Source organism: Streptomyces sp. NBC_00536, assembly GCF_036346295.1.
GTDB lineage: Bacteria > Actinomycetota > Actinomycetes > Streptomycetales > Streptomycetaceae > Streptomyces.
This window is the reverse complement of sequence record NZ_CP107819.1, coordinates 5599989-5622090: the sequence shown is the minus strand read 5'-3', so window position 1 is coordinate 5622090 and position 22102 is coordinate 5599989. Positions and strand designations below refer to the sequence as shown.

Below are 22102 nucleotides of genomic sequence, written 5' to 3'. Positions count from 1 at the left end.
ATGGCTTCCTTCCCCGCCGTTCTCCAGTCCGAGTGGACCAAGATCCGCACGGTCGCCTCCACCAGCTGGACGCTCGCCCTCGCCCTCATCGCGACCGTCGGTTTCAGCGCCGCGTTCTGCGCCCTGGTCAACGCGAGCTTCAACGACATGAGCGCGGCCGACCAGGCCACTTTCGACCCCGCCCTGCTGAGCTTCAGCGGGATGCAGTTCGGCCAGCTGGCGATGATCGTCTTCGGGGTGCTGGTCGTCAGTACCGAGTACAGCTCGGGCATGATCCGTACCTCGCTGGCCGCCGTGCCCGGGCGCGCGGGCTTCCTGCTGGGCAAGCTCACCGTGGCCACGGCGCTGGCGCTGGTGGTCGGGCTGCTGACCAGCTTCCTGTCGTTCTTCATCGGCCAGGCGATCCTGGGCGGCCACAGCATCGGCATCGGCGAGGACAACGTCCTGCGCGCGGTGGTCGGCGCCGGCCTGTACATGGCGCTGCTCGCCCTGTTCTCCATGGGCGTGGCCGCGATGCTGCGCAGCTCGGTCGCCTCGATCAGCATCCTGATCCCGTTCTTCCTGATCGTCTCGAACCTCCTCAGCGGTTTCGAAGCGACCCGCAAGTACGGCCAGTACCTGCCCGACAAGGCGGGGTCCAAGATCATGCAGATCGTGCCGGACGCCATGGGCAGGGCCGAGACGCCCTACGGCCCCTGGGGCGGCCTCGGGATCATGCTCCTGTGGGTGGCCGCCTCGGTCCTCGGCGGGTACCTCGTCCTGAAGAAGCGCGACGCCTGACCGACGCCCGATCCGCTCGGTCCGCACCCCGGGGCCGTCCCTTCTCAGGGGCGGCCCCGGGTCGTATCTCAGGGGTACCTCAGGGATGGGCCGGGGGTGGAACCGTACGAGGCTCGATATCCTCTTAAGCCTTACCCGGGAGAATCTCGCCCAGTCTGGCAAGGGACACGGAAATGATCGAGGCAGTCGGCCTGACCAAGCGCTTCGGCGCCAAGACCGCCGTCGACCAGCTCTCCTTCCAGGTCAGGCCGGGTCACGTCACCGGATTCCTGGGGCCCAACGGGTCCGGGAAGTCGACCACCATGCGCATGATCCTCGGCCTGGACCGGCCCACCGCCGGGCGGGTCACGATCAACGGCTCCGCCTTCCGCGAGCTGCCGAACGCGCAGCGCACCGTCGGCGCCCTGCTCGACGCCAAGGCCGTCCACGGCGGCCGCCGGGCCCGTACGCACCTGCTCGCCCTCGCCCAGCTGTCCGGGATCCCGGAGAAGCGCGTGGACGAAGTGCTCCGTGTGGTCGGCCTCCAGGACGTGGCCCGGCAGCGGACGAAGGGCTTCTCGCTCGGCATGGGCCAGCGGCTCGGGATCGCGGCGGCCCTGCTCGGCGACCCGCAGGTGCTGCTCTTCGACGAGCCGGTCAACGGCCTCGACCCCGAGGGCATCCTCTGGGTCCGCAACCTCATGAAGCAGCTGGCCGCCGAGGGCCGCACCGTCTTCGTCTCCTCGCACCTGATGAGCGAGATGGCGGTGACCGCCGACCACCTGATCGTCATCGGGCGCGGGCGGCTGCTGGCCGACATGGGCGTACAGGAGTTCATCACGCACAATTCGGCCGGATTCGCTCGGGTCCGCGCCTCCGCCGACGCCCCCGGGGACGGGGAGCGCCTCTCCCGGATCCTGGCCGAGGCGGGCGCACGCGTGCTGAAGGAGCCGGACGGCGCCCTGCGCGTGACCGGCCTGGACCTGCCGCGCATCTCCGACCTCGCGCACGGGGGCGGCGTACGGCTGTGGGAGCTGTCCCCGCACAAGGCCTCGCTCGAAGAGGCCTACATGCGGATGACCCACGCCGCCGTCGAATACACCTCCACCGAGGACCCGCGGGCCGAGCTGTTCGAGCCGGAGCCGCTGAGCGTGCCCGCGTGGGAGGAGGAGGCGGCCCCGCCGGCCGTCCCCCACGAGGGCTGGTACGTGCCCGCTCCCCCGGCGGCCGACGGCGCGCCGGGATCCGCGCCGGCCACCGCCACGGCGCCCGCCGACGGCGCGCCCGCCGGGGCGGCGCCCCCGCCCGCCGGGCCCAGCGCCGCCTTCCTGATGCCGAGCAGCCCCGCTGATCTCGCCGGGGCCGTCAAGAACAACCCCGAGGACTCCCGATGACCCCGCCGAGCAGCACGCAGCAGCGCCCGCCGCGGCCGGGCCCGGCGGGCAACACCGACCCGCTGCCCACGCCGCGCCCGCACCTCGGTCACGCGGTGGCCTCGGAGTGGACCAAGCTGATCTCGGTCCGCTCCACGCTGTGGACGATCGGCTCGCTGGTGGTGACCGTCGTCGGCATCGGGCTGGCCTTCGTGGCGCAGACCTCCGACGAGAACTACCGGAGCATGCCGTTCACCGCGCCCGCGCTGTTCGGCCTGATGGCCGGCCAGCTCTCGGTGCTGGTGCTCGGGGTGCTGACGATCACCTCCGAATACGGCACCGGGCTGGTCCGGACGACCTTCGGCGCCGCTCCCGACCGCCACCGGGTGCTCACCGCGAAGTACCTCGTCTTCAGCGCCGTCGCCTTCCTCACCGTCGCCGCCTCGATCTTCCTGGTGGGGGTCTCCGCGGCCATGGTGCACGGCGGTCCCACGGCCGGTCCGCACAGCAACAGCGCCTGGGCCTACGCCCTGGCGGTGAGCGTCTACGTGACCCTGCTCGGGGTGCTCTCACTCGCCGTCGGGGCGCTGGTGCGGCATTCGGCGGGGGCGATCGCGGTGATGCTCGGGGTGGTCACGCTGCCGCCGCTGATAGGGGCGATGCTCAGCATCTGGTCGGCTTCGGCGCCGCTGGGCCGCCTCGTCCTCGACTACAACGCCCCGGTGGCCCTGATGCAGCTCTTCGGCATGCCGGACGGGACGGGCTCCACCGATCTGCCGAGCAGGATGGTGCAGATGGCGCTGCTCGTGCTGGTGACGGGCGCCGCGGTGGCCGCCTCGTACGTGGTGGTCCGGCGCCGCGACGTGTGAGGCCGCGGGCCGCGCGGGGATCCGTACGGCCGGTCGGTGCGGCCGGACGGTGCGGCCGGACGGTGCGGCCGGTCAGTACTTGGGAGCGTTACGGGACCGCTGCACCCGCGAGGTGCGGCGGTCCTTCGCGTTCCAGCAGGCCTTGTGCCAGTGCCTGCGGTCGTCCACGCCGCCGTACTCGGGCCAGGCGACCAGGTGCGGGGTGCCGGAGGGGATCTCCTGGTCGCAGCCGGGGCAGCGGTAGCGCTTGCCCGCGGCGCTCGCGCCCGCGACGTGCCGGACCATCCACTGCTCGCCCTGGTACTCCTCCGTGCGCTCCAGACCGTACCGCTCCAGCCCGGGGCCGCGGCCCGAGTCCGTGTCCGATCGGTCGGCAGGATTCTCGCCGCCCCGGGGGCGGTTGTGGCGCGGTGACACGTATACCTCACGGATCGGCGGACGGACAGGACTTTTCCCCAGACTACGCGCCGCGCACCCGGGTACCCGCAGAGTGGCCGAAGACGATTCCCCGACAATCCCAATAACTTTCCTGTCAGGCCGTGCCTATGGCACGTGTCAGACGTTGTTGCCAGCAGACGGTGTCTCACGAAACCGGTCCACCTGGGGAGGCCGCGTCAGCCGCGAGGAGGAGAAGGCGATGCGCGTAGGAGCATTTGTACTGGGGGCCCAGTTCCCCGGCCAGGGGCCTGGCGAGGCCCTGCACAGGGCGGTCCGGACCGCCGAGGTGGCCGAGGAGGCCGGGCTGGACTCGGTCTGGGTGGCCGAGCACCACTTCGTTCCGTACGGGGTGTGCCCGTCGGCGGTGACCCTGGCGGCCCTGCTGCTGGGCCGGACCCGGCGGCTGCGGGTGGGGACGGCGGTGAGCGTGCTGCCGAACGCACATCCGGTGGCGCTCGGCGAACAGGCCGCCCTGCTGCACCTCACCTCGGGCGGCAGGTTCACCCTCGGGGTGGGCCGGGGCGGGCCCTGGGTGGACCTGGAGGTGTTCGGCGGCGGCCTGGAGGCGTACGAGCACGGCTTCCCGGCGGCGCTGGACCTGCTGCGGCGGTGGCTGACCGAGCCGAGCGTGGGGGTCCCCGCGGGCCCCGGGGAACGGTACGGCTTCCGCGAGGTGGCCGTCGTACCGCGCCCGTCGGAGTCCCTGGACGAGGACGGCAGCGGACCGGAGGTGATCGTCGCCTGCACCTCCCCCGCGTCGGTGCGGCTCGCCGCCGAGCGGCTGCTCCCGATGCTGCTCGGCATGCACTGCGGCGACGAGGACAAGGCCGCGATGGTCGCCCTGTGGCGGGACGCGGCACTGGCCGCCGGGCACCCGCGGGACCGGGTGCTGGCCGCCGGGCACGTGTCGGCCGGGGTCTGCCAGCTGGCGGACCGTACGGCCGACGCGCGCGAGGCCCTGCTCAAGGCGATGCCCGGATGGCTGAAGCAGGGGCTGGACGCGCACGTGACGGTGGACGGGCGGGTGCGCGCCATGCGGGATCCCGTCGCCTACACGGAGCTGCTGTGCGAGCTGCACCCCGTGGGCACGCCCGCGCTGGCCGCGGACCGGCTGGCCGCCACCTCCCAGCGCACCGGCATCACCCGCTTCGCCCTTCTGACCGAGGGCTCCGGCGATCTCGCGGGCACCGAGGAGAACGTACGCCGCCTGGGCATCGAGGTCCTGCCGCTGCTGGCCTGAGCCCCGCGCACCGGTGGCTGCCGCTCCGGTATCAGTCGCACCTCCCGCGATACGGAGCGGCAGCGGAGTACTAAGTCACTAGCAGTCCCGAAGTTCCGGCGACTGGTTGAGCAGCTGGCCCCTGATGGACGTGAACTTGGCCAGCCGGTCGTCCACCGCGGGATCCAGCGGGAACACCGCCACGCGGTGACAGTTCTGGAATGCCAGACGCACTCCGAAGTGCCGCTGCAGCGCACCACGTATGGCATCACTCGCGAGTGCGCGCAGCAGCTGGCCGCGCGCCTGCTCGTTGGGCGGCGGCGTCTGGTTGTCGGCGAACTCGCCACCGTCAACCTTCAGTTGGGCCACCAACGAGCTGATCATCTCCCAGGCGAAAGGCAGGGAGGTCCGGACGCAGTCGACGAAAGCGGCTTCGTCGACCTCGCCTCGCTCGGCCTGTTCAAGTAGGGCCGGTGAGACGTCGAGCGACATGGGTTCTCCTCTCGCGACCCCGGCCGTTTGGTGACCGGAGTCTTACGGGCAGGGAAGGGAAACCGCGACGCAGCGTGCACGCACGACGACCTCCCGCTCACCACGGTAGGCGCCCGGTGGGTACCGCACCAGGAGAATGCGCATACAACGCGCCATCCGCGAAGGGGGCTTTCGGGGGCGAATCGCGTGGAGGCGGGTCGGTCGAGTAGCGTTGCCGACCATGCGTCTCGTCATTGCCCGCTGCTCCGTCGATTACGCGGGCCGGCTCACCGCCCATCTGCCCTCGGCACCCCGTCTGATCCTCGTGAAGGCCGACGGCAGTGTCTCGATCCACGCGGACGACCGGGCGTACAAACCGCTCAACTGGATGTCCCCGCCCTGCACCCTCAAAGAGGGGACGGGGGACGACGCGGGCGTCTGGACCGTCGTCAACAAGGCGGGTGAGAAGCTCATCATCACGATGGAGGAAGTCATCCACGACTCCTCCCACGAGCTGGGCATCGACCCCGGTCTGATCAAGGACGGCGTGGAGGCCCACCTCCAGGAACTCCTGGCCGACCGGATCGATACCCTCGGCGAGGGCTTCACGCTGATCCGCCGCGAGTACATGACCGCGATCGGGCCGGTCGACATCCTGTGCCGGGACGCCTCGGGCGCGACGGTGGCCGTGGAGATCAAGCGGCGCGGCGAGATCGACGGCGTGGAGCAGCTGACCCGCTACCTGGAACTCCTCAACCGCGACCCGCACCTCGCGCCGGTCCGCGGCGTCTACGCGGCCCAGGAGATCAAGCCCCAGGCCCGCGTGCTGGCGACGGACCGCGGCATGGAGTGCGTGATCCTCGACTACAACGCGATGCGCGGCATCGAGGACGACAAGCTGCGCCTCTTCTGATCTTGACCTGAATGCCCCCTTCCGTCACCGGCGGAAGGGGGCATTTTCGCGCGCTCAGCCGCGGGCTCAGGGCGTGGCGGCGGGCGGGGAGAGCTGGGTGGTGGTGGGCCCGGTCGGAGTGCTCGGGGAGGTCGACGGCGACGTGGAGGACGGCGGCGAAGCAGGTGCCGACGACGACGGGCTTCCACCCGGCGAGGAGGCCGGAGGTGAACCCGGAGTCGTCGAGGACGGGGGCTTGGAGCCGGGACCACGGGTGGGCACGTTCCCGGGGCCCGGGACCGAGGCGGAGCCGGAGGGTCCCGGCGGCGAGGTGCCCGGGGACGGCGGGAGCACGGTCGCGGAGCCGGAGGTGGACGGTGAAGGAGACGCGCCGGGAACCGCGGGGGCGGGCGCAGGATCGTTCCCGCTCTTATCGGGAGCGGAGGACGAGGACGAGGGAGTCACGGAACCCGAGTTCTCGGTGTCCGACCCGTCGCCCGAGGTGATCGCGAAGCTCACCGCCGTCCCCAGGGCCAGTACCGCGAGCACGCCCCCCGCCGCCAGCACCGCGGGCCGCCGGTGCCACTGCGGGGCCGGGGCCTGCGCGGGCCGCGTCACCGGCACCCGTACGGTCACGGGCGCGGGCTTCGCGTCCAGCGGGAAGGTCTCCTCGAAGACCGCCGCGGGCGGCGGCGCCACCGCGGGCACCGGCGCGACGCGCACCAGCGGGAACGCCTCGGTCCGCGCCTCCGACCCCGCCGGAGCGGGGGCTTCCAGGCGCAGCGGGGGCGAGAGCTGCCGGCCCGCCGACTCCCGGTCCGTGACCAGGGCCAGCGCCCTGCGGCCCGCCACCGTGCCGCGCTTGTCCGCGAGGGCGCCGCGCAGCCCGTTGGAGGTCTCCAGTTCGGCGCGGGCCCGGTCCAGCCGTCCGCCGCACAGCGCGAGGATGCCGAGTTCGTGGTGGAAGTACGCCTGCTCGGCGACCTCCCCGGCGGTCCGGGCGGCCTCGGCCCCGGCCCGCAGGACCCGTTCCCAGGCGCCCCAGTGCAGGGAGGCGGCGAAGGCGGGCGCGGCCGTACGGGCCAGCAGGACGGCCGCCACCACATCGGCGCCCGCGAGGGCGGCGAGCACCGCGTCCGCCTCGGCCGCGACCCGCTCCGGCGTCACCGACGCGTGACCGGTCCACCAGGCGTAGTGCCGGGCCGCCGTCAGCGCCTCGCCGGAGGCCCCGAAACCGGACTCGGCGAGCTGGCGGGCCACCCCGGCCGCCAGCCGGTAGCGGGTACCCGCGGCCGTCAGCAGCCCGCACGCCAGCAGCTCCCCGACCGCGGCGTCCGCGTGGGTGTCGCCCACCAGGGCGGGCAGGTGCGCGGGGTGCGGCATCTCGCCGTCGAGAGCGCAGGCGAACCGCAGCGCGGCCCGCGCCGACTCGCTGACCCGCGAGGCCAGCAGCTCGGCCGGTGCGGCGCCCTCGGCGAGCGTCGGCAGCGGGACGAGCACGGTGTCCCTGGGGCGCTCCTCGAAGACCCCGGGCTCCTCGTCCCCGTCCTCGGCGCTCCGGTTCAGCTCGTCGCGCTGCCGCAGCAGCCCGCCCGCCTGTACGAAGCGCAGCGCGAGCCCCTCGGAGGCGAACCGCAGGTCCCCCGCCCAGGCGCTCTCCAGCTCGGTCAGCGGCCGCTCAACCGCCAGCTCCAGGAGTTCCACGCACGCGGCCTTGCCCAGCCCGCCGAGGAAGACCTCCTCCAGATGAGAATGATCAGACGGAGCAGGCGTATCCGGAGTAGCGGCCAGCAACCAAGCACACTCGGGCGTGGCACGCAGCAGCTCTTCCAGGCCGGCGCCGCCGAATTCCAGATCATCCAGCAGAACAACGGCGCCGATCTGCCCGACCCACCGCAGCAGTTCATCCCGCGCGGGCCGCTCGGGAAACCCCTCCGAAGGCGCATAAACAACCGAATACAGCGCGTACAACAACTCACTGACAGTCTGCCGATGCCCACAGAGCCGTACGACCCCATCGGGCGCGAGGTCCGCACAGTCCCCGGCCACGGCGTCGAGCAGCGCGGTTCGCCCCGACCCGGCGGGCCCGGTGAGCCGAACGGAACGCCCACGTCCGAGCAACCGGGCAAGCCTCTCCCGCTCCTCCTCACGCTCCAGCAGCGGCCACGTGACCACAGGCGCCCCAGGAGCCACGGGAGGCCGCAAGGCGCCCTCCAGAGCGCCCCGTGAGGCCGCGTCACGCCGAAGGGGACCCGAACCCTCCGCATCCCCCACACCAGCCGCACCAGCCACGGGGGGCCGACGGCCCTCAATCTCACTCCCGTCAACGGGATTGACCGTAAGGACGTACTCCCCCACGGAAACCCGCACGACCCGCGCGGGCGAGCCCCCCTCATCCGGAGTGGGCTGCCCCTGCATGCGGTCCATGACCAAGTCCCCCGATCGCGTCGTGCGCCGTCGTCTCGCCCGGCCTTCGCACTCCGCTGCCGCTACTGGTCCGGTTTCGCCCGAACCCTAGACCGTGAACGCCCGTCCGGGAACCACAGGGCCCCCATCGCGCCCGGCCCGTCACGATTCGCCCCGCATCGGCCGGGTCGCGGCCGGGACGGGGACACGCAGGAGTGTCCCCGCAGGACGAGCGGTCACCACCGGCCACACGCTCCGACGCCCCGAGCCCGCGAGCCGAGGAGACACTCGTGCGGGGCACCGGCACGGCCGCGGCCCACCCACCCGACCCCGGGCCGGGGGAAACACCCCAGCCCCGCCGGCGATTGAGGCGAACTCACACCCGAGGAAGCGATTCCGCTTCCAGCCCACCCTCGATCGCAAGGATCCGGTGCAGCCGCGTCGCCACCAGCAGCCGCTGCATCTGCGGCGGAACCCCGCGCAGCACGAGCCGCCGTCCGGTCCGCCCGGCCCGCCGGTGGGCGCCCATGATGACGCCCAGCCCGGTCGCGTCCCAGGAGTCGAGCCCGGTCAGATCGAGCACGAGGTCTCCGACGCCGTCGTCGAGCGCGGTGTGGAAGGCCGTACGGGCGTCCGCCGCGCTGCGCACGTCGAGGCGGCCCCCGACTGCGAGTTCGGCGTGGTCGCCCCTGATGTGCATGTGTACTCCCGGCAGTGCGGCGTGCGTATGGTCCGATGGGGACGTGGTCGGCAACTCTCACTGCAACTGACTGCCGCACGGGCAGGGAAGTTGCCGACCGTGAGCGAACCGATACCTAATTCACCCCGTGGGGTGAGCGCATTCGAACGGTGTCGCCCTCGCTGCGTACACAGCGCGTACTCAGTGCTTGTAGAAGCCCTGCCCGCTCTTGCGCCCGATATCCCCCGCGTCGACCATCCGGCGCATCAGCTCCGGCGGCGCGAACTTCTCGTCCTGGCACTCCGTGTAGATGTTGCTGGTGGCGTGCAGCAGGATGTCCACGCCGGTCAGGTCGGCCGTGGCCAGCGGCCCCATGGCGTGCCCGAAGCCCAGCTTGCAGGCGATGTCGATGTCCTCGGCGGAGGCCACGCCCGATTCGTACAGCTTCGCCGCCTCGACGACGAGTGCCGAAATCAGACGGGTCGTCACGAATCCGGCGACGTCGCGGTTGACGACGATGCAGGTCTTGCCGACGGACTCGGCGAAGGCGCGCGTGGTGGCGAGGGTCTCGTCGCTGGTCTTGTAGCCGCGCACCAGCTCGCACAGCTGCATCATCGGGACGGGCGAGAAGAAGTGGGCGCCCACGACCCGCTCCGGACGCTCCGTCACGGCCGCGATCTTCGTGATCGGGATGGCGGAGGTGTTGGAGGCGAGGATCGCGTCCTCGCGCACGAGCTTGTCGAGCGCGCGGAAGATCTCGTGCTTGACCTCCAGCTTCTCGAAGACGGCCTCGACGACGATGTCGGCGTCGGCGACCGCGTCGAGGTCGGTGCTGGTGGTGATGCGCGCCAGCGCGGCCTCGGCGTCCTCGGCGCTCAGCTTGCCCTTGGCGACGAACCGGTCGTACGAGGCCTTGATGCCGTCGGTGCCGCGGGTCAGCGCGGCGTCCGTCACATCGCGCAGGACGACGTCCCAGCCCGCCTGTGCGGAGACCTGCGCGATTCCCGAACCCATGAGTCCGGCACCGATGACGGCGAGCTTCCCAGCCACTTCACACCCCACGTTCTTCCATACGGCCCAGTCTCGGCCCGGTCTCGTAGCCTCTCCGGCGGAGAGTAGCGTCCGGGAAGGGTCCGATGACCGGGAAGTAACACGCGTCACGTCTCAGATGACGGACATCACACCGGGACGGCCCAGCACTGCGGCGGGGGCGCGCAGTTGACCCGAACTACGCTGACCACATGGTGAACCTCACGCGCATCTACACCCGTACCGGCGACAAGGGCACGACCGCCCTGGGCGACATGAGCCGGACGGCCAAGACCGACCTGCGGATTTCCGCGTACGCCGACGCCAACGAGGCCAATGCGGCCATCGGGACGGCGATCGCGCTCGGCGCGCTCGCCGAGGACGTCGTCAAGGTGCTGGTCCGGGTGCAGAACGACCTCTTCGACGTGGGCGCGGACCTGTGCACCCCGGTGGTGGAGAACCCGGAGTACCCGCCGCTGCGGGTGGAGCAGTTCTACGTCGACAAGCTGGAGGCTGACTGCGACACCTTCAACGAGGAGCTGGAGAAGCTGCGCAGCTTCATCCTGCCCGGCGGCGCCCCCGGCGCGGCGCTGCTGCACCAGGCGTGCACGGTGGTCCGGCGCGCGGAGCGCTCCACCTGGGCGGCCCTGGAGGCGCACGGCGAGTCGATGAACTCGCTCACCGCCACCTACCTCAACCGGCTCTCCGACCTCCTCTTCATCCTGGCGCGGACGGCCAACAAGGAGGTCGGAGACGTCCTGTGGGTCCCGGGCGGCGACCGCTGACCCCGCCCGGCGGCCGCCCGGGAGGTCACAGCCGCCGGTAGATCTCCCGGCGGTGCCCCACCTCGATGACCAGGATGCGCAGCGCGGTCGACTGGTCGATGTCGCGGAGCTGCCGTCGCGCGGCCGACGTGAACTCGAAGGCGTACTTCACGCGGCGCCCGACGCGCCGGTCCCGAAGATGTCGGCCAGCACCTCGGCCGGCGAGGCCCGCGGTACGTCGGCCTCCCCGGCGAGGATCTGCCGGGCCCGGCGGGCGAGGATCTCGTCCGCGGCGTCCTCCAGGGCGTTGTACTCCTCGATGGGCACGATGGCCGCGACCGGAGCGCCGCCGCGCGTGATGACCGTGGGCTCACCCTCCTGCGCCTGGTCGAGCAGCTTGGCGAGGTTGGCACGGGCTTCGCGTATGGATACGGAGTCGTCCATGAGCCGAGCGTACTCGGATGCGTGTACACGCGACTGCATCCTTCGATGCAGTCGGCATCCGACGCTGGGCCGAGGCCCTGATCGATATCACCCTGTTGGATGGACCCATGCTCCCGAAGATCCCCCGCCCGCACCGCGACGACGTGCTGCTCGCCGCGGTCAGCGTGCCCGTGGGCGTGCTGCTGTGGGCGCTCGGGGTGTACAGCAACCCCAGTCGTGACCAGCTGCCCGATTGGGCCGTTCTGGTCCCGCTGGTGTGCGTCGGTTCGATGGAGCTGGTGCGCCGCTCGGCGCCCCGCGCGGGCCTCACCGTGGGCACCGTCGGGATCATCGCCGACCAGTTCACGGTGGGTTCCCTGGCCACCGTGCTGATCTTCACGGACCTGGTGTACGCCGCCGTGGTCTACGGCAAACCCGCCATGGCCCGGCGGCTTCCGGTCCACACGGGCCTGATCACCCTGGCCGTCACGATCACCGCCGTGGCCTGGCTGCGCACCCCGCAGTCCCTGCTCATCGGCGCCGTCACCGGCATCGTCTGCTTCGCCCCGGCGCTCACCGGGGCCACCCTGCGCAATCACCGCGAGGCCGCGATCGCGGCCCGGCTGCGGGCCGAGCAGACCGCGCTGCTGGCCGAGATGGACCGTAGCCAGGCGGTGGTCGCCGAGCGGGCCCGGATGGCCCGCGAGCTGCACGACATGGTCGCCAACCACCTGTCGGCGATCGCCATCCACTCGACCGCCGCGCTCTCGATCGACTCCCCCGCGACCAGCCGCGAGGCGCTCGGGGTGATCCGGGAGAACAGCGTCCAGGGGCTGGCCGAAATGCGCCGTCTGATCGGACTGCTGCGTGACGCGGGCGCGGAGGGTGAGGCCGTCGCGGTGCCCTCGCTGGACGGGCTGGAGGTGCTGGTCGAGCAGGCCCGTACGAACGGCTCCGCCAGCGGTCTGGACTTCGTCCTGCACGACGACCGGGAGCGGCGCGGGGAACGGGCCGGGGAACCGGGCGGGGAGGAGGCCGCGCCGCTGCCCGCGCCGGTGGAGCTGGCGGCGTACCGGATCGTCCAGGAGTCCCTGACGAACGCCCTCAAGCACGCCTCCCCCGGCACGGTCACCGTCCGGGTGTCCCGCCGCGGCGGGCTGCTCAGCGTGGGCGTGGACTCGCCGCACGGGAGCCGGACGGCGGGGCCGCGCGCGCCCGGGTCCGGGGCCGGGCTGGTGGGGATGCGGGAACGGGCGGAGCTGCTGGGCGGCAGCTTCCGGGCCGGGGCCGCGGACGGGATCGCGGAGGGGGCCGAAGCGCCGGACGGCGCGATGTGGCAGGTGCGGGCGTTCCTGCCCGCCGAGGAGAAGGCGGTACGGACATGACGACCGGGACGATCGACGCAGCGGCGGCCGGGGGGACGGTGACCCCGGTCAGGGTGCTGGTGGCCGAGGACCAGAGCGCGGTGCGGGCCGGGCTGGTGCTGATCCTGCGCAGCGCGGACGGCATCGAGGTGGTGGGCGAGGCGGCGGACGGGCTGGAGGCGGTGCGCCTGGCCCGCGAGCTGCGGCCGGACGTGGTGCTGATGGACGTGCAGATGCCCCGCCTCGACGGGGTGTCGGCCACCCGCCAGGTGGTCGCCGAGCAGCTGGCGGACGTCCTCGTGCTGACCACCTTCGACCTGGACGAGTACGTCTTCGGGGCGCTGCGCGCGGGGGCGTCGGGGTTCCTGCTGAAGAACGCGGAGGCGCGGGAACTCATCGAGGCGGTCCGGACGGTCGCGCGCGGGGAGGGCCTGATCTCGCCCGCGGTCACCCGGCGGCTGATCGCGGAGTTCGCGTCTCCGGCGGCGGCGCGCCCGCGGACGGAGCCGAAGACGGCCGAGGCGCTGGAGTCGCTGACCCGGCGGGAGCGGGAGGTGCTCGGATGTCTGGGCGGGGGGCTCTCCAACGCGGACATAGCCGTCCGGCTGGAGATGGCCGAGGCCACGGTGAAGACCCACGTCAGCCGGCTGCTGGGGAAGCTGGAGCTGCGCAGCCGGGTCCAAGCTGCCGTACTGGCCCAGGAGTTGGGCATGACGCACTGAATTCTTGTGCGGAGCTGGAGCGGAGGTCTGGACCTCTTGACGGTTGGTCCAGACCTTTCTAATCTCACCGCAACACTGTGGTGAGCGTGCATGACGAAGCGTGCTCACGGGCGGCGCAGGTCCCACCCCCATGCCGGGAGTCGACGCCAGCGACTCCGGCGGACCTTCGGAGGAGCACCCTTGAGCACAGCACACGCGTCACGACCGGCCCCCCCACCCCGCCATCGGCTGCTGCGCAGACTCGCCGCGACCGTGGCCGCCCTCGCCCTTCCCCTCGCCGGGCTCGTCGGCCTCGCGGGCACGGCCCAGGCCGCGACCTCGGCGACGGCGTCCTACACCAAGGTCTCCGACTGGGGCACCGGCTTCGAGGGCAAGTGGACGGTGAAGAACACCGGCACCACCACCCTCAGCAGCTGGACCGTCGAATGGGACTACCCGGCGGGCACCTCGGTCACCTCGGCCTGGGACGCCACCGTCACCAGCTCCGGCACCCACTGGACCGGCAAGAACGTCGGCTGGAACGGCACCCTCGCCCCGGGCGCCAGCGTCAGCTTCGGCTTCAACGGCGCGGGCGCCGGCGCCCCCAGCGGCTGCAAGATCAACGGCGGCTCCTGTGACGGCGGCACCACGCCCCCGGCCGACGCACCCCCCACCGCTCCCGGCACCCCCACGGCCGGGACGGTGGGCGACACCTCGGTGAGCCTGAGCTGGACCCCGGCCACCGACGACAAGGGCGTCAAGAACTACGACGTCTACCGCGGCTCCACCAAGATCGGAGTCGTGACGGGCACCAGCTACACCGACTCGGGCCTGACCAAGGGCACGACGTACGGGTACAGCGTCACCGCCCGCGACACCATCGACCAGACCGGGCCCTCCTCGGGCACCGTGACGGTCACCACCACGGGCGGCGACCCGGGCCCCGGACCCGGTCCGGGCTCCAAGGTCCAGCTCGGCTACTTCACCGACTGGGGCGTCTACCAGCGCAACTACCACGTGAAGAACATCGTCACCTCGGGCTCGGCGAGCAAGCTGACCCACATCAACTACGCCTTCGGCAACGTCACCGGCGGCAAGTGCCAGATCGGTGACGCCTACGCCGACTACCAGAAGACCTACGACGCGGCGAGCAGCGTCTCCGGCGTCGCCGACACCTGGGACCAGCCCGTCGCGGGCAGCATCAACCAGTTGCGCGAGCTGAAGAAGAAGTACCCGAACATCAAGATCCTCTGGTCCTTCGGCGGCTGGACCTGGTCCGGCGGCTTCGGCCAGGCCGCGGCCAACCCCGCCGCCTTCGCCGACTCCTGCTACAGCCTGGTCGAGGACCCGCGCTGGGCCGACGTCTTCGACGGCATCGACATCGACTGGGAGTACCCGAACGCCTGCGGCCTGTCCTGCGACACCAGCGGCGCCGCCTCCCTGAAGAACCTGCTGTCCGCGCTGCGCACCAAGTTCGGCGCGAACAACCTGGTCACCGCGGCCGTCACCGCCGACGGCTCCACCGGCGGCAAGATGGACCTCGCCGACTACGGCGCGGCCGCGCAGTACGTCGACTGGTACAACGTGATGACCTACGACTTCTTCGGCGCCTGGGACGCCAAGGGCCCGACCGCCCCGCACTCCCCGCTCACCTCGTACAACGGCATCCCGATCGCCGGCTTCAACACCGACGCCGCGATCCAGAAGTACAAGTCCAAGGGCATCTCGCCGAACAAGCTCAACCTCGGCATCGGCTTCTACGGCCGCGGCTGGACCGGCGTCACCCAGGACGCCCCCGGCGGCGCCGCCACCGGCCCGGCGCCCGGCACCTACGAGCAGGGCATCGAGGACTACAAGGTGCTCAAGGGCAGCTGCCCGTCCACCGGCACCATCGCCGGTACCGCCTACGCCAAGTGCGGCAGCAACTGGTGGAGCTACGACACCCCGGCCACCATCGCCGGAAAGATGGGCTACGTGAAGAACCAGGGCCTGCGCGGCGCGTTCTTCTGGGAGTTCAGCGGCGACACCGGCAACGGTGAACTGCTCACCGCGATCGACAGCGGCCTGAAGTAACCACCCGCACGACGAAGGAGCCGGGGAACGGGGTCCGCCCCCCGTTCCCCGGCTCCTTCGTGCGCAAGGCCGTACTACGCCACGTTCACCCTCTGGCCCGGAGGCGCCGCCTCCAGCCAGGCGAGGAAGCCGGTGAGCGCGTCCTCGCTCATCGCCAGCTCCAGCCGGTCCTCGCGGTGGCGGGCACCGAGCACGATGGCGTCGGAGAGCAGGGCCAGCTCCTCCTCGCCCTCCGGGGCGCGACGGGACACCACCTCGATGGAGGAACGCTCCAGCACCCGGCGCGGCCGGGGGGAGTACGAGAACACCCGGAACCACTCGATCCGGTCACCGCCGTAGCGCGCGACCCCGTACACCCAGCCCTTGCCGGAGACGTCGGGGGCGTCCGAGACGCCCCAGCGCACACTGCAGTCGAACGTGCCGCCGGAACGCTGGATGAGTCTCCGGCGCAGCCCGAAGACAAAGAGCCCGATCACCACCAGGGCTACGACCAGGCCGCTCACAAGCAGAGCGAGGAGCATCTTCACCGACCTCCTCGCTCATCGAATTCGGAAAACCAAAAACGGACCCGCATCGCCTCAGCCGCGACCCGGTCCGGAAAATTCCGGAACGGGCCGCGGCTGAGGACGCACACTCCTGCGGTACTGGGGTCAGTGCCCCGTCACCGCGCGCAGCCGGACATCGGCGCGACGCTCGGAGGCGCTGTCGGCCTCCGACTTCGCGCGCTCCAGTGCCCGCTCCGCACGCTCGACATCGATCTCGTCGGCGAGTTCGGCGATCTCGGCCAGCAGGGACAGCTTGTTGTCCGCGAACGAGATGAAACCGCCGTGCACCGCGGCGACGACGGTGTTGCCGTCGCTGGTGCGGATGGTCACCGGGCCCGATTCCAGCACACCGAGAAGCGGCTGGTGACCGGGCATGACGCCGATGTCGCCGGACGTGGTGCGGGCAACAACCAGGGTGGCCTCGCCGGACCAGACACTACGGTCCGCCGCGACCAGCTCGACGTGCAGCTCAGCAGCCAAGGTGGCTCCTCGGGTCACCACCCGGCGGGAAAGCCGGGTGTTGGGTCAAATTCTAATGGGCGTGGGGAGGGGGACGGGACACACCCGCCCCCCTGCCGTCAATCAGCTGTGCTCACGAGGAGCCCGGCTTCAGGAGACGCCCAGCTCCTTGGCGTTGGCCTTGAGGTCCTCAATGCCACCGCACAGGAAGAACGCCTGCTCGGGGAAGTGGTCGTAGTCACCGTCGCAGATCGCGTTGAACGCGGTGATCGACTCCTCCAGCGGAACGTCCGAACCGTCGACGCCGGTGAACTGCTTGGCGACGTGGGTGTTCTGCGACAGGAAGCGCTCGACGCGACGGGCACGGTGGACAACGAGCTTGTCCTCCTCGCCCAGCTCGTCGATACCGAGGATCGCGATGATGTCCTGGAGGTCCTTGTACTTCTGCAGGATCCCCTTGACGCGCATCGCCGTGGCGTAGTGGTCCGCCGCGATGTACCGCGGGTCGAGGATGCGGGACGTCGAGTCCAGCGGGTCCACGGCCGGGTAGATGCCCTTCTCGGAGATCGGACGGGAAAGAACCGTCGTCGCGTCGAGGTGGGCGAAGGTGGTGGCCGGAGCCGGGTCGGTCAGGTCGTCCGCGGGGACGTAGATCGCCTGCATCGAGGTGATCGAGTGACCGCGGGTCGAGGTGATGCGCTCCTGCAGCAGACCCATCTCGTCAGCCAGGTTCGGCTGGTAACCCACGGCGGACGGCATGCGACCGAGAAGGGTCGACACCTCCGAACCGGCCTGGGTGTAACGGAAGATGTTGTCGATGAAGAAGAGCACGTCCTGCTTCTGCACATCGCGGAAGTACTCCGCCATGGTCAGACCGGCCAGGGCGACGCGCAGACGGGTGCCCGGGGGCTCGTCCATCTGACCGAAGACAAGCGCCGTCTTGTCGATGACGCCCGAGTCGGCCATTTCCTCGATGAGGTCGTTGCCCTCACGGGTACGCTCACCGACGCCCGCGAAGACCGACACACCGTCGTGGTTGTTGGCGACGCGGTAGATCATTTCCTGGATCAGAACGGTCTTGCCGACACCGGCACCACCGAACAGACCGATCTTTCCACCCTTGACGTACGGGGTGAGAAGGTCGATGACCTTGACGCCGGTCTCGAACATCTCCGTCTTCGACTCAAGCTCGTCGAAGCGCGGGGCCTTGCGGTGGATCGGCCAGCGCTCGGTGACCTCGGCGTTGGTCTCCGGGTAGTTCAGCACCTCGCCCAGGGTGTTGAACACCTTGCCCTTGGTGAAGTCACCGACGGGGACGGTGATGCCCTCGCCCGTGTCGGTCACCGGGGCCTGGCGGACCAGACCGTCGGTGGGCTGCATCGAGATGGTGCGGACCACGCCGTCACCCAGGTGCTGGGCGACTTCGAGGGTCAGCGTCTTCAGCTTGCCGTCCTCGGCCGGGTCGGCGACCTGGACCTTGAGGGCGTTGTAGATCTCGGGCATGGCGTCGACGGGGAACTCCACGTCGACGACCGGGCCGATGACCCGGGCGACGCGGCCCGTGGCGGCGGCCGTCTCAACAGTGGTCGTCATTACTTGTCACTCCCCGCGGTCGCGTCAGCCATGGCGCTCGCGCCACCGACGATCTCGCTGATTTCCTGGGTGATTTCGGCCTGGCGGGCCGCGTTGGCAAGCCGGGAAAGGCTCTTGATGAGATCCCCGGCGTTGTCGGTCGCCGACTTCATCGCGCGGCGGCGGGCGGCGTGCTCGGAAGCGGCCGACTGCAGCAGTGCGTTGTAGATGCGGCTCTCGACGTAGCGCGGCAGAAGGGCGTCGAGGACGTCCTCCGCCGACGGCTCGAAGTCGAACAGCGGAAGGATCTCGCCCTTCGCACCGTCCTCTTCCTGAACCTTGTCGAGGCTGAGCGGCAGCATCCGGCCGTCCACCGCGTTCTGCGTCATCATCGACACGAATTCCGTGTAGACGATGTGCAGCTCGTCGACGCCGCCCTCGGCCGTGTCCGTCTGGATGGCCTCGATCAGCGGCGCCGCGACGCGCTTGGCGTCGGCGTAGGCCGGGCTGTCGGTGAAGCCGGTCCACGAGTCCGCGACCTTGCGCTCGCGGAACCCGAAGTAGGCGACACCCTTACGGCCGACGATGTACGTGTCGACCTCCTTGCCCTCGCCGCGCAGCCGCTCGGTGAGCCGCTCCGCCTGCTTGAGGGCGTTCGAGGAGTAGCCGCCGGCCAGACCGCGGTCGCTCGTGATGAGCACGATCGCGGCACGTGCCGGCGCCTCGACCTCGGTGGTCAGGGCGTGCTTGGTGTTCGAGCCGGTCGCCACCGCGGTCACCGCACGGGTGAGCTCGGTCGCGTACGGCATCGATGCCGCCACCTTGCGCTGCGCCTTGACGATGCGCGAGGCGGCGATCATCTCCATCGCCTTGGTGATCTTCTTGGTCGCCGTGACGGCACGGATGCGACGCTTGTAGACCCGGAGCTGCGCTCCCATGAGTCAGGTCCCTTCCGTCGTCACTTGGAGACGTTGACGGCCGGTGCGTCCTCGCCCAGCAGCTTGCCGTCCGAGGTCTCGAACTGCCGCTTGAAGTTGGCGATGGCGTCACCAATCGAGGTGATGGTGTCGTCCGACATCTTGGCGCCCTCGGCGATGGAGGTGAGGAGGTCCTTGCGCTCGCGGCGCAGGTGCTCCAGCAGCTCCGACTCGAAGCGACGGATGTCGTTGACCGGGACGTCGTCCATCTTGCCGGTGGTGCCGGCCCAGACGGAGACGACCTGCTCCTCGACGGGCATCGGCTGGTACTGGCCCTGCTTCAGCAGCTCGACGAGGCGCTTGCCGCGCTCCAGCGAAGCCTTCGACGCGGCGTCCAGGTCGGAACCGAAGGCGGCGAACGCCTCCAGCTCGCGGTACTGGGCCAGGTCCAGACGCAGACGGCCGGACACCTGGCGCATGGCCTTGTGCTGGGCCGAACCACCGACGCGGGAGACCGAGATACCGACGTTCAGCGCCGGGCGCTGGCCCGCGTTGAACAGGTCGGACTCCAGGAAGCACTGGCCGTCGGTGATGGAGATGACGTTGGTCGGGATGAACGCCGACACGTCGTTCGCCTTGGTCTCGACGATCGGCAGACCGGTCATCGAACCGGCGCCCATGTCGTCGGAGAGCTTCGCGCAGCGCTCCAGCAGACGCGAGTGCAAGTAGAAGACGTCACCCGGGTAGGCCTCACGGCCCGGCGGGCGGCGCAGCAGCAGCGACACGGCGCGGTAGGCGTCGGCCTGCTTCGACAGGTCGTCGAAGATGATCAGGACGTGCTTGCCGGCGTACATCCAGTGCTGGCCGATGGCGGAACCGGTGTACGGCGCCAGGTACTTGAAGCCGGCCGGGTCGGACGCCGGGGCGGCGACGATCGTCGTGTACTCGAGCGCGCCGGCCTCTTCCAGGGCGCCGCGAACGGACGCGATGGTCGAGCCCTTCTGGCCGATGGCGACGTAGATGCAGCGGACCTGCTTGTTCACGTCGCCCGAGCGCCAGTTGTCGCGCTGGTTGATGATCGTGTCGACGGCAAGAGCGGTCTTGCCGGTCTGACGGTCACCGATGACCAGCTGACGCTGGCCGCGGCCGATCGGCACCATCGCGTCGATGGCCTTGTAGCCGGTCTGCATCGGCTCGTGGACCGACTTGCGGACCATGACGCCGGGGGCCTGCAGTTCGAGGGCGCGGCGGCCCTCGGTCGCGATCTCGCCGAGACCGTCGATCGGGTTGCCGAGCGGGTCGACAACGCGGCCGAGGTAACCCTCGCCGACGCCGACGGAGAGCACCTCGCCGGTGCGCTGCACCGACTGGCCCTCCTCGATACCGCTGAACTCACCGAGGACGACCGCACCGATCTCGCGCTCGTCGAGGTTGAGGGCGAGACCGAGGGTTCCGTCCTCGAACTTCAGCAGTTCGTTCGCCATGGCGGAGGGCAGGCCCTCCACCTTCGCGATGCCGTCGCCGGCAACGCTGACCGTTCCGACCTCCTCGCGCGAGGCCGCGTCCGGCTGGTACGACTGGACAAAGTTCTCCAGTGCGTCCCGGATCTCCTCCGGCCGGATCGTGAGCTCCGCCATCTGGGTTCCCTGCTCTCCTTGTTGGGCCTGAAGCTTCTTAGGGGTCTGGGGGCGACCCCCAGGAATCTTCTGCAAGTTCTGCACGGCCCAACCGGGCCGCTGGAAATGCTTCTTGTATTGAGTGGCCGGTCAGCCGGCCATGCGGCGGGACGCCTCGCTGAGGCGGTCCGCGATGGTGCCGTCGATGACCTCGTCGCCGACCCGCACCACGATCCCGCCGAGGACCGTGGGGTCCACGTCGAGGTTCAGGTGCATCTGGCGGCCGTACAGCTTGGCCAGAACGGCGCCGAGGCGCTGCTTCTGCACGTCGCTGAGCGGAACCGCGGTGGTCACCGTGGCGACCATGCGGTTGCGCCGCTCGGCTGCGAGCTTGGAGAGGGACTCGAGTCCGCCCTCCAGGCTGCGGCCACGCGGGTGCGTGACGAGGCGCGTGACGAGACGCTCGCTGACCGGGTTGGCCTTGCCGCCGAGCAGGTTGCCGAGCAGCGTGCTCTTGGCGGAACCGGAGGCCGCACGATCGGTCAGCGCGGCGCGCAGCTCGGTGCTGGAGGCGACGATCCGGCCGAACCGGAACAGTTCGTCCTCGACGTCGTCGAGCGCGCCGGCCTGCTGCGCACCGGTGAGGTCGGCGGTGTCCGCCAGCTCCTCCAGCGCGTCCACCAGGTCACGCGACCGCGACCAGCGCGAACGGACCATGCCGGACACCAGGTCGAGGGTTTCCCCGCCGACCTGACCGTTCAGCAGGCGTCCTGCCAGCTCGGCCTTGGCCTCGCCGGACTGCGCCGGGTCCGTGATGACCCGACGCAGCGAGACCTCACGGTCGAGCAGCGCGGTGACGGCAGCCAGCTCACCGGCGAGCTTCGCCGCGTCAACGGACGTGTTGTCCGTCAGCGCGTCGAGACGCTCGCGTGCGGCGGCCAGTGCCTCGCGGCTCGCTCCGTTCATCGGGTCGCCTCGGCCTTCTCCTCGAGCTCGCCGAGGAAACGGTCGATGGTGCGGCTCTGCCGGGCGTGGTCCTCGAGGGACTCGCCGACGAGCTTGCCGGCCAGGTCGGTGGCGAGCTTGCCCACGTCCTGACGCAGCGCCTGAGACGCGGCCTTGCGGTCGGCCTCGATCTGGGCGTGACCGGCAGCGATGATCTCCTCACGCTGCCGCTGGCCCTCGGCACGCATTTCTGCGATGAGCGAGGCGCCCTGCTCCTGTGCCTCCTGGCGCAGGCGCGCGGCCTCGTGCCGGGCTTCGGCGAGCTGGGCCTTGTACTGCTCCAGCACGCTCTGGGCCTCGGTCTGGGCCGACTCGGCCTTCTCGATGCCACCCTCGATGGCCTCGCGACGCGCATCCAGAACCTTGTTGATGTTCGGGAGGAGCTTCTTCGCGAGGAAACCGAAGACGATGACAAAGGCGATCAGGCCGATGACAAGCTCGGGGATCGGCGGGATGAGGGGGTTTTCCGCCTCTTCGGCCGCGAGCTGAACCAGGGGGTTCACATCAGTGCCTTCCGTCTAAAGGGTC

At 70.7% G+C, this 22102-nt stretch carries 23 protein-coding genes; 9 read left to right on the top strand and 14 right to left on the bottom strand.

Annotated elements, in window-relative coordinates:
- From OHS33_RS25190 to OHS33_RS25180, 3 genes are all read left to right on the top strand, one after another.
- Positions 1-780, top strand: coding sequence for an ABC transporter permease (locus OHS33_RS25190; RefSeq protein WP_330335194.1), 780 nt, complete (start codon positions 1-3; stop codon positions 778-780).
- Between the two features lie 173 nt (positions 781-953).
- A complete protein-coding gene (locus OHS33_RS25185; RefSeq protein ID WP_330332679.1) occupies positions 954-2153 on the top strand; it encodes an ABC transporter ATP-binding protein in 1200 nt (399 codons plus the stop codon).
- The gene (locus OHS33_RS25180; protein ID WP_330332678.1) at positions 2150-3001 is read left to right on the top strand and encodes an ABC transporter permease; all 852 of its coding nucleotides are present in this window, start codon (positions 2150-2152) and stop codon (positions 2999-3001) included. The genes OHS33_RS25185 and OHS33_RS25180 overlap by 4 nt, the downstream gene beginning before the upstream one ends.
- A gap of 72 nt (positions 3002-3073) precedes the next feature.
- Here the strand turns inward: OHS33_RS25180 and OHS33_RS25175 are convergent, their stop codons facing one another.
- Positions 3074-3418, bottom strand: a complete 345-nt coding sequence (locus OHS33_RS25175; protein WP_330332677.1) for an ATP/GTP-binding protein — start codon at positions 3416-3418, stop codon at positions 3074-3076.
- A gap of 220 nt (positions 3419-3638) precedes the next feature.
- Between OHS33_RS25175 and OHS33_RS25170 the strand changes: the two genes are divergently transcribed.
- A complete protein-coding gene (locus OHS33_RS25170; protein WP_330332676.1) occupies positions 3639-4679 on the top strand; it encodes an LLM class flavin-dependent oxidoreductase in 1041 nt (346 codons plus the stop codon).
- A 78-nt stretch (positions 4680-4757) separates the two neighbouring features.
- Here OHS33_RS25170 and OHS33_RS25165 read toward each other — a convergent pair whose 3' ends face one another.
- Complete coding sequence (locus OHS33_RS25165) at positions 4758-5150, bottom strand: SCO5389 family protein (protein ID WP_330332675.1); 393 nt, start codon at positions 5148-5150, stop codon at positions 4758-4760.
- Positions 5151-5370: 220 nt separating this feature from the next.
- On the opposite strand from OHS33_RS25165, the gene nucS reads away from it, so the two are divergent.
- A complete protein-coding gene (gene nucS / locus OHS33_RS25160; protein ID WP_330332674.1) occupies positions 5371-6042 on the top strand; it encodes an endonuclease NucS in 672 nt (223 codons plus the stop codon).
- A gap of 66 nt (positions 6043-6108) precedes the next feature.
- Here the strand turns inward: nucS and OHS33_RS25155 are convergent, their stop codons facing one another.
- From OHS33_RS25155 to OHS33_RS25145, 3 genes are all read right to left on the bottom strand, one after another.
- Entirely contained in the window at positions 6109-7995 is a 1887-nt protein-coding gene (locus OHS33_RS25155; protein ID WP_330332673.1) for an ATP-binding protein, read from the bottom strand.
- An 808-nt stretch (positions 7996-8803) separates the two neighbouring features.
- The gene (locus OHS33_RS25150; protein WP_283448577.1) at positions 8804-9127 is read right to left on the bottom strand and encodes an STAS domain-containing protein; all 324 of its coding nucleotides are present in this window, start codon (positions 9125-9127) and stop codon (positions 8804-8806) included.
- Between the two features lie 180 nt (positions 9128-9307).
- Positions 9308-10156: a 3-hydroxyacyl-CoA dehydrogenase family protein gene (locus tag OHS33_RS25145; protein ID WP_330332672.1), complete on the bottom strand. Its 849-nt coding sequence runs from the start codon at positions 10154-10156 to the stop codon at positions 9308-9310.
- Between the two features lie 191 nt (positions 10157-10347).
- Between OHS33_RS25145 and OHS33_RS25140 the strand changes: the two genes are divergently transcribed.
- The gene (locus OHS33_RS25140) at positions 10348-10920 is read left to right on the top strand and encodes a cob(I)yrinic acid a,c-diamide adenosyltransferase (RefSeq protein ID WP_330332671.1); all 573 of its coding nucleotides are present in this window, start codon (positions 10348-10350) and stop codon (positions 10918-10920) included.
- Between the two features lie 25 nt (positions 10921-10945).
- Here OHS33_RS25140 and OHS33_RS25135 read toward each other — a convergent pair whose 3' ends face one another.
- Positions 10946-11071, bottom strand: coding sequence for a hypothetical protein (locus tag OHS33_RS25135; RefSeq protein WP_330332670.1), 126 nt, complete (start codon positions 11069-11071; stop codon positions 10946-10948).
- Entirely contained in the window at positions 11068-11343 is a 276-nt protein-coding gene (locus tag OHS33_RS25130) for a type II toxin-antitoxin system Phd/YefM family antitoxin (RefSeq protein ID WP_330332669.1), read from the bottom strand. Before OHS33_RS25130 ends, OHS33_RS25135 begins: the two co-directional genes overlap by 4 nt.
- A 107-nt stretch (positions 11344-11450) precedes the next feature.
- Here OHS33_RS25130 and OHS33_RS25125 point away from each other — a divergent pair, with 107 nt between their 5' ends.
- From OHS33_RS25125 to OHS33_RS25115, 3 genes are all read left to right on the top strand, one after another.
- A complete protein-coding gene (locus OHS33_RS25125) occupies positions 11451-12707 on the top strand; it encodes a sensor histidine kinase (protein WP_330332668.1) in 1257 nt (418 codons plus the stop codon).
- Positions 12704-13408, top strand: a complete 705-nt coding sequence (locus tag OHS33_RS25120) for a response regulator transcription factor (protein WP_330332667.1) — start codon at positions 12704-12706, stop codon at positions 13406-13408. The genes OHS33_RS25125 and OHS33_RS25120 overlap by 4 nt, the downstream gene beginning before the upstream one ends.
- A 90-nt stretch (positions 13409-13498) precedes the next feature.
- Positions 13499-15460 (top strand): glycoside hydrolase family 18 chitinase, encoded by a 1962-nt coding sequence (locus tag OHS33_RS25115; protein WP_330332666.1) that lies wholly within the window; start codon positions 13499-13501, stop codon positions 15458-15460.
- Between the two features lie 74 nt (positions 15461-15534).
- On the opposite strand, the gene OHS33_RS25110 is transcribed toward OHS33_RS25115, so the two are convergent.
- The 7 genes from OHS33_RS25110 to OHS33_RS25080 form a co-directional block, all read right to left on the bottom strand.
- Positions 15535-15981, bottom strand: a complete 447-nt coding sequence (locus tag OHS33_RS25110; protein WP_330332665.1) for a DUF2550 domain-containing protein — start codon at positions 15979-15981, stop codon at positions 15535-15537.
- Between the two features lie 129 nt (positions 15982-16110).
- Positions 16111-16485: a F0F1 ATP synthase subunit epsilon gene (locus OHS33_RS25105; protein WP_330332664.1), complete on the bottom strand. Its 375-nt coding sequence runs from the start codon at positions 16483-16485 to the stop codon at positions 16111-16113.
- A gap of 129 nt (positions 16486-16614) precedes the next feature.
- Entirely contained in the window at positions 16615-18057 is a 1443-nt protein-coding gene (atpD, locus tag OHS33_RS25100) for a F0F1 ATP synthase subunit beta (RefSeq protein ID WP_330332663.1), read from the bottom strand.
- Positions 18057-18974, bottom strand: coding sequence for a F0F1 ATP synthase subunit gamma (locus OHS33_RS25095; RefSeq protein WP_330332662.1), 918 nt, complete (start codon positions 18972-18974; stop codon positions 18057-18059). The genes atpD and OHS33_RS25095 overlap by 1 nt, the downstream gene beginning before the upstream one ends.
- Before the next feature lie 20 nt (positions 18975-18994).
- Complete coding sequence (atpA, locus tag OHS33_RS25090) at positions 18995-20590, bottom strand: F0F1 ATP synthase subunit alpha (RefSeq protein WP_330332661.1); 1596 nt, start codon at positions 20588-20590, stop codon at positions 18995-18997.
- Positions 20591-20719: 129 nt separating this feature from the next.
- Entirely contained in the window at positions 20720-21535 is an 816-nt protein-coding gene (locus tag OHS33_RS25085) for a F0F1 ATP synthase subunit delta (RefSeq protein ID WP_330332660.1), read from the bottom strand.
- Positions 21532-22077 (bottom strand): F0F1 ATP synthase subunit B, encoded by a 546-nt coding sequence (locus OHS33_RS25080; protein WP_330332659.1) that lies wholly within the window; start codon positions 22075-22077, stop codon positions 21532-21534. The genes OHS33_RS25085 and OHS33_RS25080 overlap by 4 nt, the downstream gene beginning before the upstream one ends.
- Positions 22078-22102: the final 25 nt, after the last annotated feature.

Excerpts from the sequence above, each read along its gene's own strand:
- OHS33_RS25190 (WP_330335194.1), top strand. The coding sequence starts at position 1 with ATGGCTTCCTTCCCCGCCGTTCTCCAGTCCGAGTGGACCAAGATCCGC.
- OHS33_RS25185 (WP_330332679.1), top strand. The coding sequence starts at position 954 with ATGATCGAGGCAGTCGGCCTGACCAAGCGCTTCGGCGCCAAGACCGCC.
- OHS33_RS25180 (WP_330332678.1), top strand. The coding sequence starts at position 2,150 with ATGACCCCGCCGAGCAGCACGCAGCAGCGCCCGCCGCGGCCGGGCCCG.
- OHS33_RS25170 (WP_330332676.1), top strand. The coding sequence starts at position 3,639 with ATGCGCGTAGGAGCATTTGTACTGGGGGCCCAGTTCCCCGGCCAGGGG.
- OHS33_RS25165 (WP_330332675.1), bottom strand. The coding sequence starts at position 5,150 with ATGTCGCTCGACGTCTCACCGGCCCTACTTGAACAGGCCGAGCGAGGC.
- nucS (WP_330332674.1), top strand. The coding sequence starts at position 5,371 with ATGCGTCTCGTCATTGCCCGCTGCTCCGTCGATTACGCGGGCCGGCTC.
- OHS33_RS25150 (WP_283448577.1), bottom strand. The coding sequence starts at position 9,127 with ATGCACATCAGGGGCGACCACGCCGAACTCGCAGTCGGGGGCCGCCTC.
- OHS33_RS25140 (WP_330332671.1), top strand. The coding sequence starts at position 10,348 with ATGGTGAACCTCACGCGCATCTACACCCGTACCGGCGACAAGGGCACG.
- OHS33_RS25130 (WP_330332669.1), bottom strand. The coding sequence starts at position 11,343 with ATGGACGACTCCGTATCCATACGCGAAGCCCGTGCCAACCTCGCCAAG.
- OHS33_RS25125 (WP_330332668.1), top strand. The coding sequence starts at position 11,451 with ATGCTCCCGAAGATCCCCCGCCCGCACCGCGACGACGTGCTGCTCGCC.
- OHS33_RS25120 (WP_330332667.1), top strand. The coding sequence starts at position 12,704 with ATGACGACCGGGACGATCGACGCAGCGGCGGCCGGGGGGACGGTGACC.
- OHS33_RS25115 (WP_330332666.1), top strand. The coding sequence starts at position 13,499 with ATGACGAAGCGTGCTCACGGGCGGCGCAGGTCCCACCCCCATGCCGGG.
- OHS33_RS25110 (WP_330332665.1), bottom strand. The coding sequence starts at position 15,981 with ATGCTCCTCGCTCTGCTTGTGAGCGGCCTGGTCGTAGCCCTGGTGGTG.
- atpD (WP_330332663.1), bottom strand. The coding sequence starts at position 18,057 with ATGACGACCACTGTTGAGACGGCCGCCGCCACGGGCCGCGTCGCCCGG.
- OHS33_RS25095 (WP_330332662.1), bottom strand. The coding sequence starts at position 18,974 with ATGGGAGCGCAGCTCCGGGTCTACAAGCGTCGCATCCGTGCCGTCACG.
- atpA (WP_330332661.1), bottom strand. The coding sequence starts at position 20,590 with ATGGCGGAGCTCACGATCCGGCCGGAGGAGATCCGGGACGCACTGGAG.
- OHS33_RS25085 (WP_330332660.1), bottom strand. The coding sequence starts at position 21,535 with ATGAACGGAGCGAGCCGCGAGGCACTGGCCGCCGCACGCGAGCGTCTC.